The following is a 19,056-nucleotide window of genomic DNA, read 5'->3' as shown; positions in this document are numbered from 1 at the left end:
TTCGAGGGGGTGCGATTTACATACATTCACGAATGTATGTACCATAGCACGCACATATAACTTACGCAGCAATGGGTTTTAAAGCTTGTGATCCATTGAATTAAATTAAAAATCGGACACTTGAGGTTTATCTATGAGCAAAAACAGAGGGGTAATGCCTCTGGCTGCAATTCTGGTACTTTCAGGCAGCTTAGTACTTATAGGATGTAATGACAAAGATGCGGCGCAAGCCCATGCTCAACAGGCACCTGAAGTCGGCATTGTGACATTAAAAGCAGCACCACTGAATATCACAACCGAATTGCCTGGCCGCACGTCCGCATTTCGTGTTGCAGAAGTTCGTCCGCAAGTTAGCGGTATTATTCTTAAACGTAACTACGTTGAAGGCAGTGATGTCACCGCCGGAACATCCCTTTATCAAATTGACCCAGCCACTTATCAGGCTGCTTATGACAGCGCCAAAGGTGACTTAGCTAAAGCACAAGCTGCGGCTGAAATCGCTCGTCTGACAGTTAATCGCTATAAACCATTGCTGGGTACTAACTACATCAGTAAACAAGAGTATGACCAGGCGGTATCTAATTCTATGCAAGCTAATGCTTCCGTTCTGGCAGCAAAAGCAGCGGTAGAAAGTGCCCGTATTAACCTGGCTTATACTCAGGTGACCTCGCCAATCAGTGGTCGTACCGGTAAATCTTCAGTGACTGAAGGTGCTTTGGTGACCAGTGGCCAGGCAACCGCGTTGACCACAGTCCAACAACTTGACCCGATGTACGTTGATGTGACTCAGTCAAGTGATGAGTTCCTGCGCCTGAAAAAAGAGCTGGCTGATGGCACTCTGAAACAGGAAAACGGTAAAGCTAAAGTTCGCTTGTTACTGGAAAACGGCTCTGAGTATGCCGAAACCGGTACCTTGGAATTCTCTGGTGTGACCGTGGATGAAACCACCGGTTCTATCACGATCCGCGCTATCTTCCCGAACCCGAATGAAGCGCTGTTACCAGGGATGTTTGTCCGCGCCCGTCTGGATGAAGGTGTCCGCCCTGATGCACTGTTAGTGCCTCAACAAGGTGTGACGCGCAACCCACGCGGTGAAGCAACGGCCATGGTTGTTGGTGCTGATGACAAAGTTGAATTGCGTACACTGGTTGCTAATCAAGCCATTGGTAATAAATGGTTGGTGACTGACGGATTGAAAGCAGGCGATCGTCTTATTGTATCCGGCTTGCAAAAAATCAGACCGGGTGTGCAGGTAAAAGTGCAGGAAGTTACTGACCCGGCGCAAAAAGCAGCCCCGGCTGATACAGAGAAGAAGTCTTAAAAGGAGCCGGTAATTCATGGCTAAGTTCTTTATAGATCGCCCTATTTTCGCTTGGGTTATCGCTATCATAATCATGTTAGCGGGTACCCTTGCGATCATGAAATTACCTGTTGCGCAATATCCGACCATTGCGCCACCGGCAATTACAATCTCCGCCAACTATCCTGGCGCCGATGCGACAACTGTGCAGAATACAGTTACGCAGGTTATCGAACAGAACATGAACGGTATCGATAACCTGCTGTATATGTCTTCCAGCAGTGACTCCTCCGGTAACGTTCAGTTGACGTTGACCTTTAACTCAGGCACTGACCCCGATATCGCGCAGGTTCAGGTCCAGAACAAACTGCAATTAGCCATGCCATTACTGCCGCAAGAAGTGCAGCAGCAAGGTGTGAGCGTTGAAAAGTCTAGTAGTAGCTTCCTGATGGTTGCCGGCTTTATTTCTGAAGACGGTACCATGCAACAAGAAGATATCGCTGACTATGTGGGTTCTAACGTTAAAGATCCGATCAGCCGTACCGCAGGCGTAGGCGATGTTCAGTTGTTCGGCTCCCAATACGCGATGCGTATCTGGATGGATCCGCACAAACTGAATAACTACGGTTTGACGCCGGTTGATGTGATCAACGCGATTAAAGTACAGAATAACCAGGTTGCCGCAGGGCAATTAGGGGGCACGCCACCAGTACCGGGTCAAGAACTGAACTCCTCCATTATTGCTCAGACCCGTCTGACCAATGCGGAAGAATTCAGCCAGATCATGCTGAAAGTCAATACAGATGGCTCGCAGGTTCGCCTGAAAGATGTGGCTATCGTTCAACTGGGTGCTGAAAGCTATAACATCATTGCTCGTTACAATGGTAAGCCAGCGGCAGGTATCGGTATTAAGCTGGCGACAGGGGCTAACGCCCTGAACACCTCTGCTGCGGTAAAAGCGGAACTGGCAAAATTACAGCCGTTTTTCCCCGCAGGACTGAAAGTGGTTTACCCGTATGACACCACACCGTTCGTTAAAATCTCCATTAACGAAGTGGTTAAAACGTTGGTCGAAGCTATCATCCTGGTGTTCTTGGTCATGTATCTGTTCTTGCAAAACTTCCGCGCAACGTTGATTCCAACCATTGCGGTACCGGTCGTATTGTTGGGGACGTTCGCTATTCTTTCCGCCTTTGGCTTTTCGATAAACACCCTCACGATGTTCGGGATGGTGTTGGCGATAGGGCTATTGGTGGATGACGCCATCGTCGTGGTCGAGAACGTCGAACGTGTGATGCAAGAGGAAGGGCTACCACCGAAAGAAGCCACCAAGAAATCCATGGAGCAAATCCAGGGTGCATTGGTGGGGATCGCGTTGGTGCTTTCTGCCGTATTTGTTCCGATGGCCTTCTTCGGCGGCGCAACCGGGGCGATTTATCGTCAGTTCTCTATTACCATCGTTTCGGCTATGGTGCTCTCGGTTCTGGTGGCATTAATTCTGACCCCAGCACTGTGCGCCACCATGCTGAAACCTATCGCCAAAGGTGATCATGGCCCGAAAACCGGCTTCTTCGGTTGGTTTAACCGCATGTTCGAGAAAAGCACCCACCACTATACCGACAGTGTTGCCAATATCCTGCGCAGCACCGGTCGTTATTTGGTTATCTATCTGGCCATAGTGATTGGTATGGGCGTGCTGTTCCTGCGCTTACCTTCTTCATTCTTGCCAGAAGAAGACCAAGGTGTGTTCCTGACCATGGTGCAAATGCCTGCGGGTGCGACCCAAGAACGAACTCAGAAAGTCCTGAATCAGGTCACTGACTATTATCTCGACAAAGAAAAAGATGTGGTTAACTCAGTATTTACCGTTAACGGCTTCGGTTTCAGTGGTCAGGGTCAGAATACCGGTCTGGCATTCGTGAGTTTGAAAAACTGGGATGAACGCCCTGGTGAGCAAAACAAAGTTCCGGCCATTGTCGGGCGTGCCTCCGCTGCTTTCTCACAAATTAAAGATGGTTTAGTCTTCGCCTTTAACTTGCCTGCGATTGTGGAATTAGGTACCGCTACCGGCTTTGACTTCCAGTTAATTGACCAAGGTAACGTGGGGCATCAGAAGTTAACGGAAGCCCGTAACCAACTGCTAGGCATGGCGGCGCAACATCCGGATATGCTGGTAGGAATGCGACCTAATGGACTGGAAGATACACCTCAGTTCAAAATCGAAGTGGATCAGGAAAAAGCACAAGCGCTGGGCGTAGCAATTTCTGATATCAATACCACCCTGGGTTCCGCCATGGGCGGCAGCTATGTAAACGACTTCATCGACCGCGGTCGTGTGAAGAAAGTTTACGTGCAGGCGGATGCGCCATTCCGTATGTTACCGGGTGATATTGATAAGTGGTATGTGCGTAACAACGCGGGTCAGATGGTGTCATTTGCCACTTTCTCCACCGCCAAATGGGAATACGGCTCACCGCGACTGGAACGTTATAACGGCTTACCCTCCATGGAAATTCTGGGTCAGGCCGCACCGGGTAAAAGTACCGGTGAAGCTATGGATCTGATGCAAGAATTGGCCGCTAAATTACCAAGTGGCGTGGGTTATGACTGGACGGGTATGTCCTATCAGGAACGTTTGTCGGGTAACCAAGCACCCGCGCTATATGCCATCTCGCTGATTGTGGTCTTCTTGTGTCTGGCTGCGTTATATGAAAGCTGGTCAATTCCATTCTCTGTCATGTTGGTGGTGCCACTGGGTGTGGTCGGTGCGTTATTAGCCGCCTCTCTGCGTGGGCTGGAAAATGACGTTTACTTCCAGGTGGGGTTATTGACCACCATAGGGCTATCGGCCAAGAACGCCATCTTGATTGTTGAGTTCGCTAAGGATTTGATGGACAAAGAAGGCAAAGGTTTGGTGGAGTCAACTTTAGAAGCGGTGCGTATGCGTCTGCGTCCAATCTTGATGACCTCACTGGCCTTTATCCTTGGGGTTCTGCCGCTAGTTATCAGTAGCGGTGCAGGTTCTGGTGCACAGAATGCGGTTGGTACCGGTGTAATGGGCGGTATGATAACTGCAACAGTACTGGCTATCTTCTTTGTTCCGGTGTTCTTCGTGGTGGTTCGCCGCCGCTTTAGCCGGAAAAATGAAGATGTAGAACATGCCCATGCGGTTGACCATAAGGTGAAATAAACCTTATTCGCAATAAATAACGTCATACTAACAAGGCCGCTCAGTGTAAACTCAGCGGCCTTTTTTATCATTGGCCTGCACCCAAGATTGGGCCAGTAGAAAAAAGGGTATAAACACCACCTTAAAGCAGTCAATTCCGTCAAAGCGTTTATATTGTGATCAATATATCAAATAGCGAGTTGAACATTTGCAGCCAGGTAATAAATTACTATGATGTAAATATTCATAAAAATGAAGATAATGAACCAATGGAAACGAGATTAAAAATTTTATATGACGCGCAGGTTATTGATTCTGCGGTCTACTTCGGGATGCTCAATGTTCTCACTCGTTTGGAACACCACTGGCAATTATCTATTCGTCATCCCCAAGGAGAAATGCTGATTACTCACATGGCCAATGCGCTGATGCGGGCAAGTCAGGGACAGGTTATTCCGGCTATCGACGATGAAATATTAAAAGAGATCGAAGCCACAGCAATTTTTGCCAATATCAGGGAAATTAATAACGACTTACTCTCACTGTTTGTCTTTGAAGTCCCCAATCACGAATTAGGATACTTATTAGCAAACTTATATGGCCTGCATCTGGCCCAACAGACGGAGAGCAAATAATTTAGATAGTTATTAAATATTCAAAAAAATGAAAAATAAAAATATCATTTTACTCTAAATAGTTCGAGTTGCATGAAGCCGGTCAACACACATGCAGCTTGAAGTATGACGAGTATATTTAGGGATAAAATATGCTACTAAAAGCATTACAAAAACAGAACCCAGCGCTCATAGAAGCGGCACTTTTACTTTTGCAACAAGGGGTTATTAAACCTGATAGCTATGTTATTGATGTTGACCAGGTCAAACAAAATGCGCGTTTATTGCTGGAAACAGCAACACGTCATGGAATCACTCTTTATCTGATGAGCAAACAGTTTGGCCGAAATCCTCTGCTGTGTAAGATCCTGCTGGAATGTGGCTATCATGGTATTGTCGCGGTAGATTTCAAAGAGGCGCGCCAACTCTATCAACATAATTTGCCAGTGGCCCACATCGGCCATTTAGTCCAAATCCCCAGCGGGATGGTGGATGAAGTTGTATCCCATCACCCCGAAGTGATTACCGTTTACAGTGTCGCCAAAGCACGAGAAATTGCCGCTGCCGCTGTACGTCAGAATACAGAACAAGCACTGTTATTAAAGGTTTGGCATCACGCTGACCTTATTTACCCTGGGCAAGAAGCAGGATTCTCACTGGATGAGCTACCCAATATTATCAAAGAAATAAAAACAATCTCTGGTATTCGTTTGGTGGGTGTTACCCATTTTCCTTGTATGCTTTTTGATAGTGAAAAAGGCAAGACATTACCCAGCCCGAATCTCAATACCCTGATTGAAGCAAAAAACATCCTGAAGCAGCACGGCATACAGGTTGAACAGGTCAATGGCCCTTCTGCAACTAGCATTGAAAGCTTGCCACAACTGGCTAAGTGGGGCGTCACGCACGCCGAACCGGGCCACTCATTGACTGGAACTATGCCCTCTAACCAACAGGGTAACCAGCCCGAACATATTGCCATGCTATATCTGACAGAAGTTTCCCATTGCCATCAAGGTAAAAGTTATTGCTATGGTGGCGGTTACTATCGGCGCGGTCATTTGAGTCATGCACTGGTGTATGACCAACAATGGCATGCCAGTAAGGTACTGACTCCAGACCATGACAGTATCGACTATACCGTGAGTCTTACTCAACCCTTCGCCGTCGGTAGCCCAGTGGTGATGTGCTTTCGTACACAGATTTTCGTCACCCGCAGTGACGTGGTTCTGGTCGGCGGGATCCATTCTGGTCAGCCCACATTACTCGGGATTTATGATAGCCAAGGGAATACTATTCCAACGCCACCGGGCAGGAGAGGTTATGAGTAAGTTTATCGTGCTGGTCATTGACAGCTTTGGCGTAGGGGCTATGCCCGATGTCGCTGAAGTTCGTCCACAAGATATAGAGGCAAATACCTGCGCCCATATTTTGCAAACCTACCCCGAATTGCGTTTACCTAATCTAGAGAAAATGGGGCTCATCAATGCACTCCATATTGGCTCACCGGATTTTCACGCCAGTGTGATGCAAGACAACCCCGAGGCCAGTTTTGGTGTCGCGCTGTTGCAACATGAAGGCGGCGACACCTTTATGGGCCATCAGGAGATCATGGGCACCCTCCCCCGCTCACCTTTAAGCATGCCATTCTCCAGTGTAAAAACGCGTGTGGCTGATGCATTACGCCAGCAAGGTTATCAAGTTGAAGAGCACAGTGCGCCTAATGATAGCAGCAATTTACAATTTCTATGGGTCAATAACTGCGTCGCAATTGGTGATAATCTTGAAGCAGATTTAGGCCAAGTATTTAATATTTGTGCTAATTTAGATGCCATTAATTTTGAGCAGGTCGAAAAGATAGGTCGGATAGTGCGGGGTTGTGTAGAAGTGAACCGCGTCATCGCCTATGGGGGGGTGCTGATGAATAGTCACGCAATCATCAGTGCAGCTGAAGTTAAGCAGCAACATTATATTGGCATTAACAGCCCGAAATCAGGTGTTTACGATAATGGTTTTCAGGTTATTCACCTCGGTTATGGTGTTGATGCTGATGTTCAGGTACCTCATCAGCTTGAAAAAGTGAATATTCCCACAGTTCTGGTGGGCAAAGTCGCTGATATCGTTGCCAATCCGGCAGGACGAAGCTACCAACAATTAGTTGATTCACAAACAATTTTAGATATTACATTGGAAGAAGTGCAACGTGCGGGCAGTGCTTTCATCTGCACTAATATTCAGGAAACTGACCTGGCGGGCCATGGGCAGGATGTTGCGCGCTATGCAGAACGCCTGCAATTGGTCGATAACATGCTAGGCAAAATAACTGCCGCTATGGTGCAAGGTGATTGTCTGGTCGTGATGGCAGATCACGGCAACGACCCGACAATCGGCCATAGCAAACACACCCGGGAACAGGTGCCATTGCTGGTCTATCATGCGGGAATGGCGCAATCACCGCAAAAGGCCATTCGTCTGGGAACCCGGGAAACAATGTCAGATGTTGGTGCGACAGTCTGTGAGTTTTTTGCGGCAATCGCACCCCAAAACGGCCACTCTTTCTGGCGGCAGCTCACTGACGCCAGTAAATAATGGGATATATTCAGGTACTTAAGGGGAAGTAAGAATGCTTAAAATCGCTATTGGTGGGCAACTGAATAAAAACGAAATACGAGATTGTTTAGCTAAATATGGCGCAGATAAAATTTCCTGTGAAATATTTACCGACATGGATGCCGCAATGAAAGTCAAAAATGGCAGTTTCGACTATTACGTGGGCGCTTGCCAAAGCGGTGCAGGCGGTGCTCTTGCTATGGCTTATGCTCTGATTGGCCGCGATAAGTGCGCCACAATAGCGAATGCTCTGACACAGCCCTCGGAGGCCAGTATCAGCCAATTGATAGATCAGGGTAAAAAAGCATTTGGCTTCACCAATGATCGCGTTGAAAACTCTGTTAAAGCCTTATGTGCCGTTTTATTGGCAGACAAATAACGCTGCAAATATTTGGCGGTAAGTCACTTTGTCATATATCCCCAAGAAAGTTGAAGTTGCAGATAGGTTGCAAGCGAATAAATCCCGATGAGCTTACATCAAGTCAGTGATTCGGGTGTGTGAGTGTAGCTAGCCCCCTGCAACTTCAAATACGAAGGGTATAACAACAATAATAAACAAATTAGTCTGGGGCCTATTGGCCCCGATGGGGTCGTGATATGGAATCGTTTAATTTAGTTAAGATTATTCTTTTCTCTCTAATGGGGGGATATGCCACTTTTCTTGCCAACAAGTCTATCGCGGTTTATCACGATGGATTGCGGCCTATTATGCCGGAGTTTATGAACGGCAATATGAGCCGAAAAGAGCTAGCGGGTATCTCTTTTGCTATCAGTATTGGGTTCATTACCGGTTTCGCCATGCCAATTACGTTGGCAACTGGGATTATTGTTATTCATATTGTTTTGCTGACAGCAGATATTATTGGGGTATCACTGAATAATACTAAGTTAGCCGTATTAATTGGTACTGTTTATGGTGCGTTAATCACTATCGCACTGGATGGGCTGATTAAGGGCTTCAGTTATCTACCCGTCAATTTCCTTGATGCTCTCGCATCAGTCGGTGACCCAATAATTTATGCATTTGTCGCCTTCCCTGCCATTGCTGTCGGTTATCAATTCGGCAAAAAAGCGGGGTTAATTACCATTATTATCGCCTTCCTGGCCCGTGTTGTGATTGAACGAATTAACCCAGTCACTATTGCCGGTAATGAAGTGGCACTCAGTCCAGAAGGCATTGCGATGCTGTTTGGCATGATTTGCTTACTGTTTTTTGCTTCCCGTGATAAACGCCACGGTGAAGAAATGGAACATAGCTTGTTTGACGACAATATTAAGCGCATTCGGAAAAACGCGATTTATCTATTACCCATGGCGGCGTTGATCACCATCACAGCTCATTACCATTGGATTGCCGGTGAGCCAATTGCTGCGGCGTTACTCGGAAAAGGGCAAATTACCTCAGCGGCTATTGTCGCCATTGTTCAAGCTCTTGCTTTCATGCCACTGATTATTACCACCGCAATGATAAGTGGTGTGTATGGCACCAACGGTTGGTGTGACTGGTTCCTCGGCTTAGGTTATCTTGCGCCTAACCCAGTGGTTGCGGGCATACTCGGGGCCGGTGCTATGGGTGTGGAAATTACCAGTCTGAGCCGAATTGGCAAGGCGATGAACCGCTTCCCATCATTAAAAATGTCCGGGGATAATATTCGTACCGCCATGACGCAAATTCTTGAAATTGCACTTTTGGTGGGCGGAGTTAATGCCGCAAATCAAATCTGGCCTGGTACCGGTATTTTCGTGGTCGTCAGTTTGTATATCCTCAACGAAATTTGTGGCCGCCCGGTTATGAAATTAGCAGCAGGCCCTATCGCGGCTATTATCGTAGGTATATTGGCGAATATCTTTGCTGTTTTGGGGTTACACGTGGTCGCTTAAGCGCCAGCAAGCGCGTCACACACTTTAAAAAGCCTGCAAGCTTCGGTTTGCGGGCTTTTTTATTCATATTTGAAACTCGGACTTGAAACTGAAAAATGAATGGAGCATAATATTTGTTATGATATAACATAACAATGGAGTTCTCATGAAACTTGGCATCCACCCTAACTATCGGACTGTGGTTTTTCACGATACCAGTGCAGACACTTATTTCACCGTCGGATCAACTATCGCGACATCGCGAACCATTGAACGCGATGGACAGACCTATCCTTATGTCACATTGGATATCTCTTCGGCCTCGCATCCGTATTACACCGGTAAACAAAAAGAGTTTTCAAAAGAAGGCAGTACTGCACGCTTCCATAAGCGATTCGGCAGCTTCCTAACCCAAAAAGCCAGCTAATTCTGAGAGTTAATTATGCAAGTGTTAAGCTCATTACGGTCTGCAAAGAACCGCCATCCCGATTGCAAAATCGTCCGTCGCCGCGGTCGGGTGTATGTTATTTGCAAAAGTAATCCGCGTTTTAAAGCGGTTCAAGGAGGAACCCATAAGAAGCGGTGATATTAAGTATGTTATCTACCTATAAAAAGCCCCGTTGCTGCCCAACGGGGCTTTTCTTTATTGTCATCAAAGGCGTGAGAAATAAGCCCCAGAGTTCCCTCCGAGGCTGAGTCATTTTACTACTTCATGCTATCCACCATGGTGTCCACATTGTGTTTAAAAGCTTCCGCGTAAGTCGCCGCTGGCCCATCGGCTACAGATAATGCCTCCGGATAAAGTTCTCCGCCCGCTTGCGCACCACTGGCTCCAGCAATCTGTTTTACCAACCGCGGATCAGTTTGGTTTTCAATAAAATAGGTTTTTATTTTCTCTTTTTTAATTTGGTTAATCAGCGCAGCAACTCCACTGGCACTGGCTTCAGACTCAGTAGAGAAACCAACAGGTGATAAGAACTTAACCCCATATTCCTGGCTAAAATAACCAAATGCGTCATGGCTGGTTAGAACTTTGCGCTGCCCAATGGGGATCGCGGCAAATTGCGCTTTGGCATAAGCGTCCAATTTCTCCAACTGTTGAATGTATTCCCCCCCGCGCTTACGGAAATAATCGGCATCTTCGGGATCAGCGACAATCAATGCATTCATTACGTTGTTAGCATATTTAATACCATTCGCCATACTGTTCCATGCATGGGGATCAGTCACCATTTTACCTTCTTCATCCATCTTGCGGGTATCGACGCCGGTTGACGCGATGGCAACTTGCCCTTTATAGCCAGAGGCCGTGATCAGGCGTTCTAACCAGCCCTCCAACCCCAACCCACTGACAAACACCACATCAGCTTTGGACAATTGTTTACTATTTTTCGGCGTGGGTTCAAAACCATGGGGGTCACCATTTGGGCCAACTAAGGTCACCACATTGACATGCTCACCCCCGACCTGCTTAACGATGTCGCCTAAAATAGAAAAACTGGCGACAGCTTCAACCGTTTTTGCCATTGCCAGTGGGCTTGACAGCAGGGCAGCCACCGCCAAACTAATAGGTAAATACTTCATTTAACTCTCCTTTAATGACACGGGGTTCTCAATAATAAATAGTTCTCAACGGCGCGCAGTGGCTAAAACACCACCACGCGTTCCAAATAAAATAGATAAAAAGAAAATTAGGCTGGCACTCAGGACAATAGCTGGCCCGGCTGGCAATGAGGCGTAATACGACCAGAGTAGCCCGACCAGGCTGGCAATCATGCCAATCACCATGGCAATGCCCAATGTTTGAGGTAAGTTTTTGGCCCAAAAACGCGCACTGGCAGCCGGTAGCATCATTAATCCGACCGACATCAGCGTGCCCAGAATTTGAAACCCAGCGACTAAATTAAGCACGACCAATGACAGAAACAGTGCATGAACCACCATCAACCAACGCCCCATGCTGACCCGCAGGAAAACAGGATCAAATGACTCCACTACCAACGCGCGATAAATGGCCGCTAAAGCCAACATGGAGAAAGTGGTGATTACCCCAACCATGGTCATAGCGTTGGCATCAACAGCCAGAATAGAACCGAACAACACATGGAGCAGATCCATACTGGAACCCCGCAGAGAGACTAGCGTGACCCCTAAAGCCAAAGACCCCAGGTAGAAACCCGCAAAACTGGCATCTTCTTTTAACAGTGTTCGGCGGCTCACCCATCCCGACATCATGGCAACCGCCAACCCGGCAATAAACCCCCCGACCCCCATGGCCACCAGCGACATACCCGAAATCAGGTATCCGATAGCTGCCCCTGGTAATACTGCGTGCGACAGAGCATCACCGACTAAACTCATTCGTCGTAATAATAAGAACACCCCGAGCGGCGCAGAACTGAGTGACAGAGCTAAACACGCGACCAATGCCCGGCGCATAAAGCCAAAATCTAGAAAAGGATCAATAAATAAATGAAGCAATATCATGAATTAATTGCCCTTAAAGAGTTGGGCGGTGCGGGAAATGAACAAGATGAACCCTGGGAATGATGCCACTGGGCTAAAACCTGATCAGAGGATTGCCACCAATAGCCTTGAGATGTTAGCCACAATGCATGAGGAAAATGGTCCGCCACCATCGACATATCATGCAGGACAGCAATTATGGTTCTCCCTTCATTATGTAGCTGGTGAATAACCTCAAGTAACAGCTCAACAGTTTGGCTATCAATACCGGTGAAAGGTTCATCCAGCAAAATGAGTTGCGCTTGCTGTACTAAAAGGCGAGCAAATAACACCCGCTGCAATTGTCCACCCGAAAGCTCACCAACCGGCTGGCGAACCCTATCTTGCATACCCACCGCGCCTAATGCCTGTTTGATTCGTTGCCGTGATTGATGATTAATTCCGCCCAGTAATCCACTCTGTGGCCAGCACCCCATCGCCACTACATCTTGAACTACAATAGGAAACTGCCGATCTAACTCAGCTTGTTGAGGAAGATAGGCCATTTGCGGGGATCTCCCTCCAGTAAATGTCATTTCCCCCGCGACAGCCGGTTGTAAGCCCGCCAAAGTTTTAAGCAAAGTGGATTTACCTGCCCCATTCGCTCCGATAATCGCGGTAAGCGAACCGGCGGCAAAACACCCATTAATTGATGGTGTTAGGGCATGCTTTTCATATCCAATCTCAATATCTCTCAAATTTATCATGGCAATACATTCGCCCAATAAATGGCACACCACAGCAACACACAAAGTAAGGCAACACCGGCAATGCGCTGTAAGGAAGAAAGTGAAAACAACGTCCAATGTGGTAGCGGAGTAAACCGAGCAGAGAATTTATTCATGTCAGAGAAGAATAAGTGATTAAATGATACAATATAACATCACATTGATTGATTAAATTCAAGTGCGCATCTCTGCCACAGGCACTTCAAAGGTAACAATCCATGACGGGATATTGATACAGCGCCAACAGAAGTGGATAAAAATCCGGGGCTGCGGATAAAACAAGCCGTGCGAACATACTTAGTTACAGCACATTAAAGTATTTTTACTAATGCCTCACTGGTGAGAATGGGCATGATTTTGATACTCTGACAGCAGAACTCTTCGTTAACGCTCGCAAAATGATAATTTACACAATAAAAAACCGGCCTTACGGGAGTCCCTCCTCTTGATAAAACCTGCATAGCATTCTAAATTAATAGAAGTAGATTGAGCTAATCGTGAGTAATAACCTCAAATATGCAAATTTCTATTTAAGTTTTGTTATTTTATTGTCGAACAGTGTTATTGAGCCCGACCTGAATAATCTCGCTTTATGTTAACTAAACGGTTGAGTGGATAAATCTCATTAAATTAGAAATTTTTCATTCAAATCATGCAAGTAGTTACTGAAAACATATGCCATCGCATTTTTTGTAACAATGGCAATGTGTTAATGAATTAACCTTGTCACCATGAGCGGACAATTAATGAACAATGTAATAGCTGGGGACTTCTTCTCAGGGTGTTACCCGATTTCATTACTGAAGAATTTTATCAAAAGTAACATCGGTGAAATTGAAGAAAGCTTGGTTTCGGGGTTAATGTATTATTCGGAGAATGCCCAGTACACTCCTGGCTCATTAGATATTCTTGATATTACCGCACTGAAAGATAACTGTTATTCAATGACTTACTCTTATCAGTGGTATATTTTTAACCCTTGCTTAGATATCAATGCTGAAGAGTCCCTAACAAATACTGTAACATTTATTGTACATCCAGAAAAAATCACCTTTGATATAATTAACAATGACAGACCTTCAACCGCTGACGAATTGTAAGATTAAGTAATAAAGTTGCGCGGTGAGCGGAGAAATGATTTATATTTATAGCAAGAAAAGTTTATTTACTTTACCGATAAGCTTCTGCATTTATATGATTACCGATCTACTCACATTGTGTTATCAACACCGAATTAAGAGTTTACGGAGGGGATGATATGGATGAGTACTCACCGAAACGGCATGACATTGCCCAATTGAAGTTCTTATGTGAGAGTTTGTATGATGAAGGCATTGCCACCCTTGGTGATAGCCACCATGGCTGGGTAAATGACCCAACTTCTGCCGTAAATCTGCAACTGAATGATTTGATCGAGCATATAGCTTCATTTGTGATGAGTTTTAAAATAAAATACCCAGATGGCGGCGACCTTTCAGAGTTAGTGGAAGAATATTTAGACGATACATATACTCTGTTTAGTAGTTATGGGATCAATGATCCTGAATTGCGTCGCTGGCAAAAAACCAAAGAGCGTTTATTCAGACTTTTCTCAGGGGAATACATCTGTACCCTGATGAAAACTTAAAGGATAGTTCCACTATATTATTTTTATATCGAGAAGAAAATTCACCATGACAAAAACTGACTACCTGATGCGTTTAAGAAAATGTACAACTATTGATACATTAGAACGTGTAATTGAAAAGAATAAATACGAACTTTCAGATGATGAGCTGGAATTGTTTTACTCAGCTGCAGACCACCGTTTAGCTGAGCTCACAATGAATAAACTTTATGATAAAATTCCACCCACTGTTTGGCAACATGTGAAATAGTTTGCTTAACGCTGGTTAAGACACACAACGTTGAGCCGATAATCGTTATCGGCTTCAATGCAGCCAGCAGGTTGTAACTGTTTAATTTGAGATAAAACACCCAGGTATTGAAGGTTAACTTTAATCCCGCGTTATTGCGCATATGCGTTTAAATGAAGCGTGTTTAGATGAAGTGATGAGGTTTATCAGAACATTGAAGTGATGCTGTATTGTTGTACTATTTAATTTATTAAATCCACCTAATCGCTAATAATTTAGAAATATTCTTAATTATTGGTTAAATCTAAAACATAAATTAAAAATCCAACTTGCAAACAAATAAGAAGATTCTTGTATTAATTCTCAATAAATGGGCGATCAGTACTACGGACATTGGAGGGACAAGAAGATTTATCGCTGATAACGACGAGTTGATAACTATTGATTGATAACTACGGTGATTGATAACTACTGGCTAAGAGTGTCGATAAGCCAATCAATTTTGATACTGTGTGGATTCACCAAAATTGGTGGAGGCCCTGCCAGCTACATCCCGGCACACACCTCGCCTGCTACGGCTGCTTCCTTCCGGATCTGACCGAGTTCACAAGTTAGTGTTGCGGGAGAACCAACAGGACCTCCATTGACGTTAACGGCTCCTTGTACTCTGGAGCGGTGGGCATTATCGACTATGGACCTCGAAATAGCAAGACAACACGCGCTAACTGGTGGTTTCTTACCCACTCGGCTCTTAATTAATCCTATATCCTAAATAATTTGAGTTGCAGGAAAGCGACAAGGGAGATACAAATCGATCGGGAACCGATTTGAACAGCATTTATGCTAGCCCGTAGGGTGAGCCTCATTCTATTTATATCACTCTCATTTTCTCTATAGCACCACACTATTTGTTAACAGATAACGAATAAAAAAGAGGACGCAGTGACATCACCAAGAACAGAGCGATCAAACCCGGATAATGCTGAAATGCTAAATAACCCAACAGAACATAACCACCTACCCATAGTCGACAGCTTCCGTCAGCGAGTATTTCACGTTGTGGCGGCGATTCCATTTGGACAAGTCACCACGTATGGCGATATTGCCCGGCTGATAGGCTCACCCAGAGCCGCGCGGCAAGTTGGCGGTGTTCTGAAACGCTTACCGGAAGGCTCTACATTACCTTGGTATCGAGTGATTAATCGTCACGGGGAAATATCGTTAGTTGGAGAAGATTATCTCCGGCAGAAAAATGCATTGTTGGCTGAAGGTATTGAAATAAGTCCCGCAGGACGCATTGATTTACAGCAATATCGCTGGCGCTACAGTGAGCTTTAGCGCCACAGTTCAATGCTCTGCGGCGCATAAAAGCGACTTAAAATTACTGTATCGTCCCAGTACCAGTCGTTGTCGCTGTAGGTGCAGTTTCAATTGCAACAGAGGTCACTGGAACCAGCAGCAGATTAGCTTGAGTACCGGTACCGTTATTAATCACTTCTTGAATGGTATCTGTGATAAACAGCAGCTGACCATTACGGGTAATAGCCGCACTGACTATAATACGAGCATTTGGCTGGATTTCTGCTGGGTTAAACGGTAAAGCAAAATTAAACGGGGCCTGTTTACCCTCGGTACGAACCGCTTTCTGAGCAATAACCCGAGTAGGCGCATCAGCCAGTGAAGCATCCGACAGCGTCACCGTAACGATGGCATCAGGTGGCAAAGCAATACGCTCGCGGATATTCACTGTCCCCTGTACGGCAGGTTGAGCAATAGGTGCCGCAGTAGCTCCTGCGGGTGCCGGAACGGGAACATCAGCCCCTTTGTGGGCGCACCCTGCTAAACTGACTACCAATGCTGCCCCACCCACTGCCTGCCAGAATTTTTTTGATTGCCAAGGTTTCATAGGTCGCACTCCTTCTTATTATTAAGATGCCAGCTATTCACATAAAAGTTGGCGTTTAATAAGTGGCTTCAACCACCTAGCAAGCTAATTATAGCACAATCCTCTACTCCCTGCCGGTTCTCTCCCAATTGAGCCATTTATCAGACTATTCCTTATCCAGCTATCTTCAATCGTACAGCTGTTTCACAGCAATATATTGACGACTGCCCAATGGATTCCGCACACTGTGCATGAACTCAATCATCAGGGACTACAACATGAGCCAGGCACTAAACAAACTGCTCGATCTGCTCGATTTGGAGAAAATTGAAGAAGGGATCTTCCGGGGCCAAAGTGAAGATCTGGGCTTGCGCCAAGTATTTGGTGGACAAGTTGTCGGTCAGGCTATTTATGCGGCAAAGCAAACCGTCCCTACTGATCGGCTCGTTCATTCATTTCACAGCTATTTTTTACGCCCAGGGGATAGCAGCAAACCCATTATTTATGACGTAGAAACATTACGTGATGGCAATAGTTTCAGCGCCCGTCGGGTCAGTGCAATTCAGAATGGTAAACCTATCTTCTATATGACGGCGTCGTTCCAGAGTCAGGAAAATGGTTTTGAACACCAAAATACCATGCCGGATGTTCCACCGCCGGAGGGATTGATGTCGGAAACCGAGATTGCCCGCCAATTTGCCCATCTGATCCCTGAAAAAGTGCGTGAGAAGTTTATTGGCAATCAACCAATTGAAATGCGCCCGGTGAAATTCCACAACCCACTGCAAGGTTCGAAAGCGGAACCTAACCGCTACGTGTGGTTCCGGGCCAATGGCAAAATGCCGGATGACTTGCGGGTTCACCAGTATTTGTTGGGTTATGCTTCTGATTTCAATTTCTTGCCGACGGCTTTACAGCCTCATGGCATTGGCTTCCTTGAACCGGGCGTGCAAATTGCCACCATTGATCATTCCATGTGGTTCCACCGCCCATTCCGTCTTGATGATTGGCTGCTATATGCAGTAGAAAGCACTTCAGCCTCTGGATCCCGTGGTTTTGTTCGCGGGCAAATCTATAACCGCGAAGGGGTATTGGTCGCCTCGACCGTGCAGGAAGGTGTCATTCGTTTGCATCGGTAATCACCATCAATAAGAAGGGGCGATGTCGCCATCGCCCCATTGCTATTATCATTATTATTTATTGTACTGCCATTCTTAACTTACTGATTGTAGGCATTTTCGCCGTGGCTATTAACATCCAGACCTTCGCGTTCTTGCTCTTCCGGTACCCGCAGGCCAACCACCAGGTCAGCAATTTTGTAGGCAACGAAAGCAACGACACCAGACCAGACCAAACACACGCCCACGCTAAATAACTGTACACCGACTTGATGCCCCATGGTGACGCCAGCCGCGTAACCTGTACCGCCCAATGAAGCTGAGGTGAAAACGCCAGTCAAAATACAACCGATAATCCCGCATACACCGTGGACACCAAACACATCACAGGTATCATCTACCCGTAGCCATTTCTTCAGCAGAACTACACCCCACAGACCGGCAACTCCCCCCACCAGGCCGATAATCAGTGCGCCACCGACACCAACAGTCCCGGCCGCTGGTGTAATCGCAACCAAACCGGCGATACAACCTGAACACGCGCCTAACAGTGATGGTTTACCGCGTAAAATCCACTCAGCAAATACCCAAGAAAGAATAGCACCCGCTGTCGCGACAACTGTGTTCAAGAAAGCTAATGCAGCAATTTCGTTAGCAGCGCTGGCTGAACCGGCGTTGAAACCAAACCAGCCGATATACAGAATTGCAGTCCCGGTGAACACCATCGGTAAGTTGTGTGGTTTGAACGCTTCTTTACCAAAACCGGCACGTTTACCCAGCAAGTAAGCCCCTACCAACCCTGCAATCGCGGCGTTAATATGCACTACTGTGCCGCCCGCGAAGTCCAGTGCGCCGTCCAGTGCCAGGAAACCGCCGCCCCAGACCATGTGCGCCATTGGCAAGTATGAGAAGGTGAACCACAGTACAGCAAAAATAAGTACCGCGGAGAAACGGATACGCTCAGCAAATGAACCCACCACCAGAGCCACGGTGATACAAGCAAATGAAGCCTGGAACGCCACATGGATATATTGGTAGAAAGTGCCACTTAAACTCGTCAGGCCGATACCTTTGAGCATCGCCATATCAAAGTTACCGAAGAATGCATTGCCGGTACTGAACGCCAAACTGTAGCCATACAATATCCACAAAACACAAATCAGCGCAAAGGTCACCATGACCTGAGTCATCATCGATAATACGTTTTTGGAACGCAGCAGGCCGCCGTAGAACAGGGCAATACCAGGGACCGTCATAAACAGCACCAACGCGGTGCAAATCATCATAAAGGCATTATCTGCTTTGTCAGCTACCGCTGGTGCAGCAGCCATTGCCAAAGAGGGCAGCATTGCTACCGAACTCAGGCCCAACACGGATAAAAGTTTTTTCATCATCAACCCATCCCTATTCA

The 19,056-nt window shown here is 46.3% G+C and carries 19 protein-coding genes and 1 other RNA gene; 14 read left to right on the top strand and 6 right to left on the bottom strand.

The window, feature by feature from the left end; all coding sequences use genetic code 11:
- The first annotated feature begins 133 nt into the window (after window positions 1-133).
- The 9 genes from acrA to ykgO all read left to right on the top strand — a co-directional run bounded on the left by acrA (window position 134) and on the right by ykgO (window position 10,139).
- On the top strand, window positions 134-1,321 hold the full coding sequence (gene acrA / locus DX162_RS11780) for an efflux RND transporter adaptor subunit AcrA (protein WP_032820899.1): 1,188 nt from the start codon (window positions 134-136) through the stop codon (window positions 1,319-1,321).
- A 16-nt stretch (window positions 1,322-1,337) separates the two neighbouring features.
- Window positions 1,338-4,490: an efflux RND transporter permease AcrB gene (gene acrB / locus DX162_RS11775; protein WP_049557750.1), complete on the top strand. Its 3,153-nt coding sequence runs from the start codon at window positions 1,338-1,340 to the stop codon at window positions 4,488-4,490.
- Between the two features lie 248 nt (window positions 4,491-4,738).
- Window positions 4,739-5,104 carry a PRD domain-containing protein gene (locus DX162_RS11770; protein ID WP_032820914.1) on the top strand — a complete coding sequence of 122 codons (366 nt, stop codon included), beginning with the start codon at window positions 4,739-4,741 and terminating at the stop codon, window positions 5,102-5,104.
- A gap of 131 nt (window positions 5,105-5,235) precedes the next feature.
- Window positions 5,236-6,414 carry a YhfX family PLP-dependent enzyme gene (locus DX162_RS11765; protein ID WP_004392632.1) on the top strand — a complete coding sequence of 393 codons (1,179 nt, stop codon included), beginning with the start codon at window positions 5,236-5,238 and terminating at the stop codon, window positions 6,412-6,414.
- Window positions 6,407-7,672 carry a phosphopentomutase gene (locus DX162_RS11760; RefSeq protein ID WP_032820901.1) on the top strand — a complete coding sequence of 422 codons (1,266 nt, stop codon included), beginning with the start codon at window positions 6,407-6,409 and terminating at the stop codon, window positions 7,670-7,672. The genes DX162_RS11765 and DX162_RS11760 overlap by 8 nt, the downstream gene beginning before the upstream one ends.
- A gap of 34 nt (window positions 7,673-7,706) precedes the next feature.
- The gene (locus tag DX162_RS11755; RefSeq protein WP_004392634.1) at window positions 7,707-8,072 is read left to right on the top strand and encodes a DUF2620 domain-containing protein; all 366 of its coding nucleotides are present in this window, start codon (window positions 7,707-7,709) and stop codon (window positions 8,070-8,072) included.
- 218 nt (window positions 8,073-8,290) lie between these two features.
- A complete protein-coding gene (locus DX162_RS11750; protein ID WP_004392635.1) occupies window positions 8,291-9,574 on the top strand; it encodes a YhfT family protein in 1,284 nt (427 codons plus the stop codon).
- 145 nt (window positions 9,575-9,719) lie between these two features.
- The gene (locus tag DX162_RS11745; protein WP_032820902.1) at window positions 9,720-9,980 is read left to right on the top strand and encodes a type B 50S ribosomal protein L31; all 261 of its coding nucleotides are present in this window, start codon (window positions 9,720-9,722) and stop codon (window positions 9,978-9,980) included.
- 15 nt (window positions 9,981-9,995) lie between these two features.
- A complete protein-coding gene (ykgO, locus tag DX162_RS11740; RefSeq protein ID WP_002208618.1) occupies window positions 9,996-10,139 on the top strand; it encodes a type B 50S ribosomal protein L36 in 144 nt (47 codons plus the stop codon).
- 119 nt (window positions 10,140-10,258) lie between these two features.
- Here ykgO and DX162_RS11735 read toward each other — a convergent pair whose 3' ends face one another.
- The 3 genes from DX162_RS11735 to DX162_RS11725 are packed head-to-tail and all read right to left on the bottom strand — an operon-like array spanning window position 10,259 to window position 12,765.
- A complete protein-coding gene (locus tag DX162_RS11735; RefSeq protein ID WP_004392637.1) occupies window positions 10,259-11,137 on the bottom strand; it encodes a metal ABC transporter solute-binding protein, Zn/Mn family in 879 nt (292 codons plus the stop codon).
- 45 nt (window positions 11,138-11,182) lie between these two features.
- Entirely contained in the window at window positions 11,183-12,040 is an 858-nt protein-coding gene (locus DX162_RS11730) for a metal ABC transporter permease (protein ID WP_032820903.1), read from the bottom strand.
- Window positions 12,037-12,765 (bottom strand): metal ABC transporter ATP-binding protein, encoded by a 729-nt coding sequence (locus tag DX162_RS11725; RefSeq protein WP_032820916.1) that lies wholly within the window; start codon window positions 12,763-12,765, stop codon window positions 12,037-12,039. The genes DX162_RS11730 and DX162_RS11725 overlap by 4 nt, the downstream gene beginning before the upstream one ends.
- Window positions 12,766-13,532: 767 nt before the next feature.
- Between DX162_RS11725 and DX162_RS11720 the strand changes: the two genes are divergently transcribed.
- From DX162_RS11720 to ymoA, 3 genes are all read left to right on the top strand, one after another.
- On the top strand, window positions 13,533-13,886 hold the full coding sequence (locus DX162_RS11720) for a hypothetical protein (protein WP_032820904.1): 354 nt from the start codon (window positions 13,533-13,535) through the stop codon (window positions 13,884-13,886).
- A 158-nt stretch (window positions 13,887-14,044) separates the two neighbouring features.
- Window positions 14,045-14,413 carry an Hha toxicity modulator TomB gene (gene tomB / locus DX162_RS11715; RefSeq protein WP_004392643.1) on the top strand — a complete coding sequence of 123 codons (369 nt, stop codon included), beginning with the start codon at window positions 14,045-14,047 and terminating at the stop codon, window positions 14,411-14,413.
- Window positions 14,414-14,459: 46 nt separating this feature from the next.
- Entirely contained in the window at window positions 14,460-14,663 is a 204-nt protein-coding gene (ymoA, locus tag DX162_RS11710) for an expression modulating protein YmoA (protein ID WP_002208622.1), read from the top strand.
- Between the two features lie 516 nt (window positions 14,664-15,179).
- Here the strand turns inward: ymoA and ffs are convergent.
- An RNA gene (gene ffs, locus DX162_RS11705) (signal recognition particle sRNA small type) lies at window positions 15,180-15,276 on the bottom strand.
- A gap of 353 nt (window positions 15,277-15,629) precedes the next feature.
- Between ffs and DX162_RS11700 the strand changes: the two genes are divergently transcribed.
- Window positions 15,630-15,980: an MGMT family protein gene (locus DX162_RS11700; protein WP_004392645.1), complete on the top strand. Its 351-nt coding sequence runs from the start codon at window positions 15,630-15,632 to the stop codon at window positions 15,978-15,980.
- Window positions 15,981-16,023: 43 nt separating this feature from the next.
- Here DX162_RS11700 and DX162_RS11695 read toward each other — a convergent pair whose 3' ends face one another.
- Window positions 16,024-16,548 carry a YbaY family lipoprotein gene (locus DX162_RS11695; protein WP_098081175.1) on the bottom strand — a complete coding sequence of 175 codons (525 nt, stop codon included), beginning with the start codon at window positions 16,546-16,548 and terminating at the stop codon, window positions 16,024-16,026.
- Between the two features lie 257 nt (window positions 16,549-16,805).
- On the opposite strand from DX162_RS11695, the gene tesB reads away from it, so the two are divergent.
- A complete protein-coding gene (gene tesB, locus DX162_RS11690) occupies window positions 16,806-17,666 on the top strand; it encodes an acyl-CoA thioesterase II (RefSeq protein WP_049557780.1) in 861 nt (286 codons plus the stop codon).
- A gap of 80 nt (window positions 17,667-17,746) precedes the next feature.
- Here the strand turns inward: tesB and amtB are convergent, their stop codons facing one another.
- The gene (gene amtB / locus DX162_RS11685; protein WP_032820917.1) at window positions 17,747-19,036 is read right to left on the bottom strand and encodes an ammonium transporter AmtB; all 1,290 of its coding nucleotides are present in this window, start codon (window positions 19,034-19,036) and stop codon (window positions 17,747-17,749) included.
- Window positions 19,037-19,056: the final 20 nt, after the last annotated feature.

The organism is Yersinia kristensenii (genome assembly GCF_900460525.1).
Classification (GTDB): Bacteria; Pseudomonadota; Gammaproteobacteria; order Enterobacterales; family Enterobacteriaceae; genus Yersinia; species Yersinia kristensenii.
This window is presented reverse-complemented; position numbering and strand designations above follow the sequence as displayed.

Bases quoted from the DNA above. Each gene is read 5' to 3' on its own strand.
- DX162_RS11765 (WP_004392632.1), top strand. From the start codon at position 5,236: ATGCTACTAAAAGCATTACAAAAACAGAACCCAGCGCTCATAGAAGCG.
- DX162_RS11725 (WP_032820916.1), bottom strand. From the start codon at position 12,765: ATGATAAATTTGAGAGATATTGAGATTGGATATGAAAAGCATGCCCTA.
- DX162_RS11700 (WP_004392645.1), top strand. From the start codon at position 15,630: ATGCTAAATAACCCAACAGAACATAACCACCTACCCATAGTCGACAGC.
- DX162_RS11720 (WP_032820904.1), top strand. From the start codon at position 13,533: ATGAACAATGTAATAGCTGGGGACTTCTTCTCAGGGTGTTACCCGATT.
- DX162_RS11735 (WP_004392637.1), bottom strand. From the start codon at position 11,137: ATGAAGTATTTACCTATTAGTTTGGCGGTGGCTGCCCTGCTGTCAAGC.
- DX162_RS11695 (WP_098081175.1), bottom strand. From the start codon at position 16,548: ATGAAACCTTGGCAATCAAAAAAATTCTGGCAGGCAGTGGGTGGGGCA.
- amtB (WP_032820917.1), bottom strand. From the start codon at position 19,036: ATGAAAAAACTTTTATCCGTGTTGGGCCTGAGTTCGGTAGCAATGCTG.
- ykgO (WP_002208618.1), top strand. From the start codon at position 9,996: ATGCAAGTGTTAAGCTCATTACGGTCTGCAAAGAACCGCCATCCCGAT.
- acrA (WP_032820899.1), top strand. From the start codon at position 134: ATGAGCAAAAACAGAGGGGTAATGCCTCTGGCTGCAATTCTGGTACTT.
- ymoA (WP_002208622.1), top strand. From the start codon at position 14,460: ATGACAAAAACTGACTACCTGATGCGTTTAAGAAAATGTACAACTATT.
- DX162_RS11745 (WP_032820902.1), top strand. From the start codon at position 9,720: ATGAAACTTGGCATCCACCCTAACTATCGGACTGTGGTTTTTCACGAT.
- DX162_RS11730 (WP_032820903.1), bottom strand. From the start codon at position 12,040: ATGATATTGCTTCATTTATTTATTGATCCTTTTCTAGATTTTGGCTTT.
- tesB (WP_049557780.1), top strand. From the start codon at position 16,806: ATGAGCCAGGCACTAAACAAACTGCTCGATCTGCTCGATTTGGAGAAA.
- DX162_RS11760 (WP_032820901.1), top strand. From the start codon at position 6,407: ATGAGTAAGTTTATCGTGCTGGTCATTGACAGCTTTGGCGTAGGGGCT.
- DX162_RS11770 (WP_032820914.1), top strand. From the start codon at position 4,739: ATGGAAACGAGATTAAAAATTTTATATGACGCGCAGGTTATTGATTCT.
- DX162_RS11755 (WP_004392634.1), top strand. From the start codon at position 7,707: ATGCTTAAAATCGCTATTGGTGGGCAACTGAATAAAAACGAAATACGA.
- acrB (WP_049557750.1), top strand. From the start codon at position 1,338: ATGGCTAAGTTCTTTATAGATCGCCCTATTTTCGCTTGGGTTATCGCT.
- tomB (WP_004392643.1), top strand. From the start codon at position 14,045: ATGGATGAGTACTCACCGAAACGGCATGACATTGCCCAATTGAAGTTC.
- DX162_RS11750 (WP_004392635.1), top strand. From the start codon at position 8,291: ATGGAATCGTTTAATTTAGTTAAGATTATTCTTTTCTCTCTAATGGGG.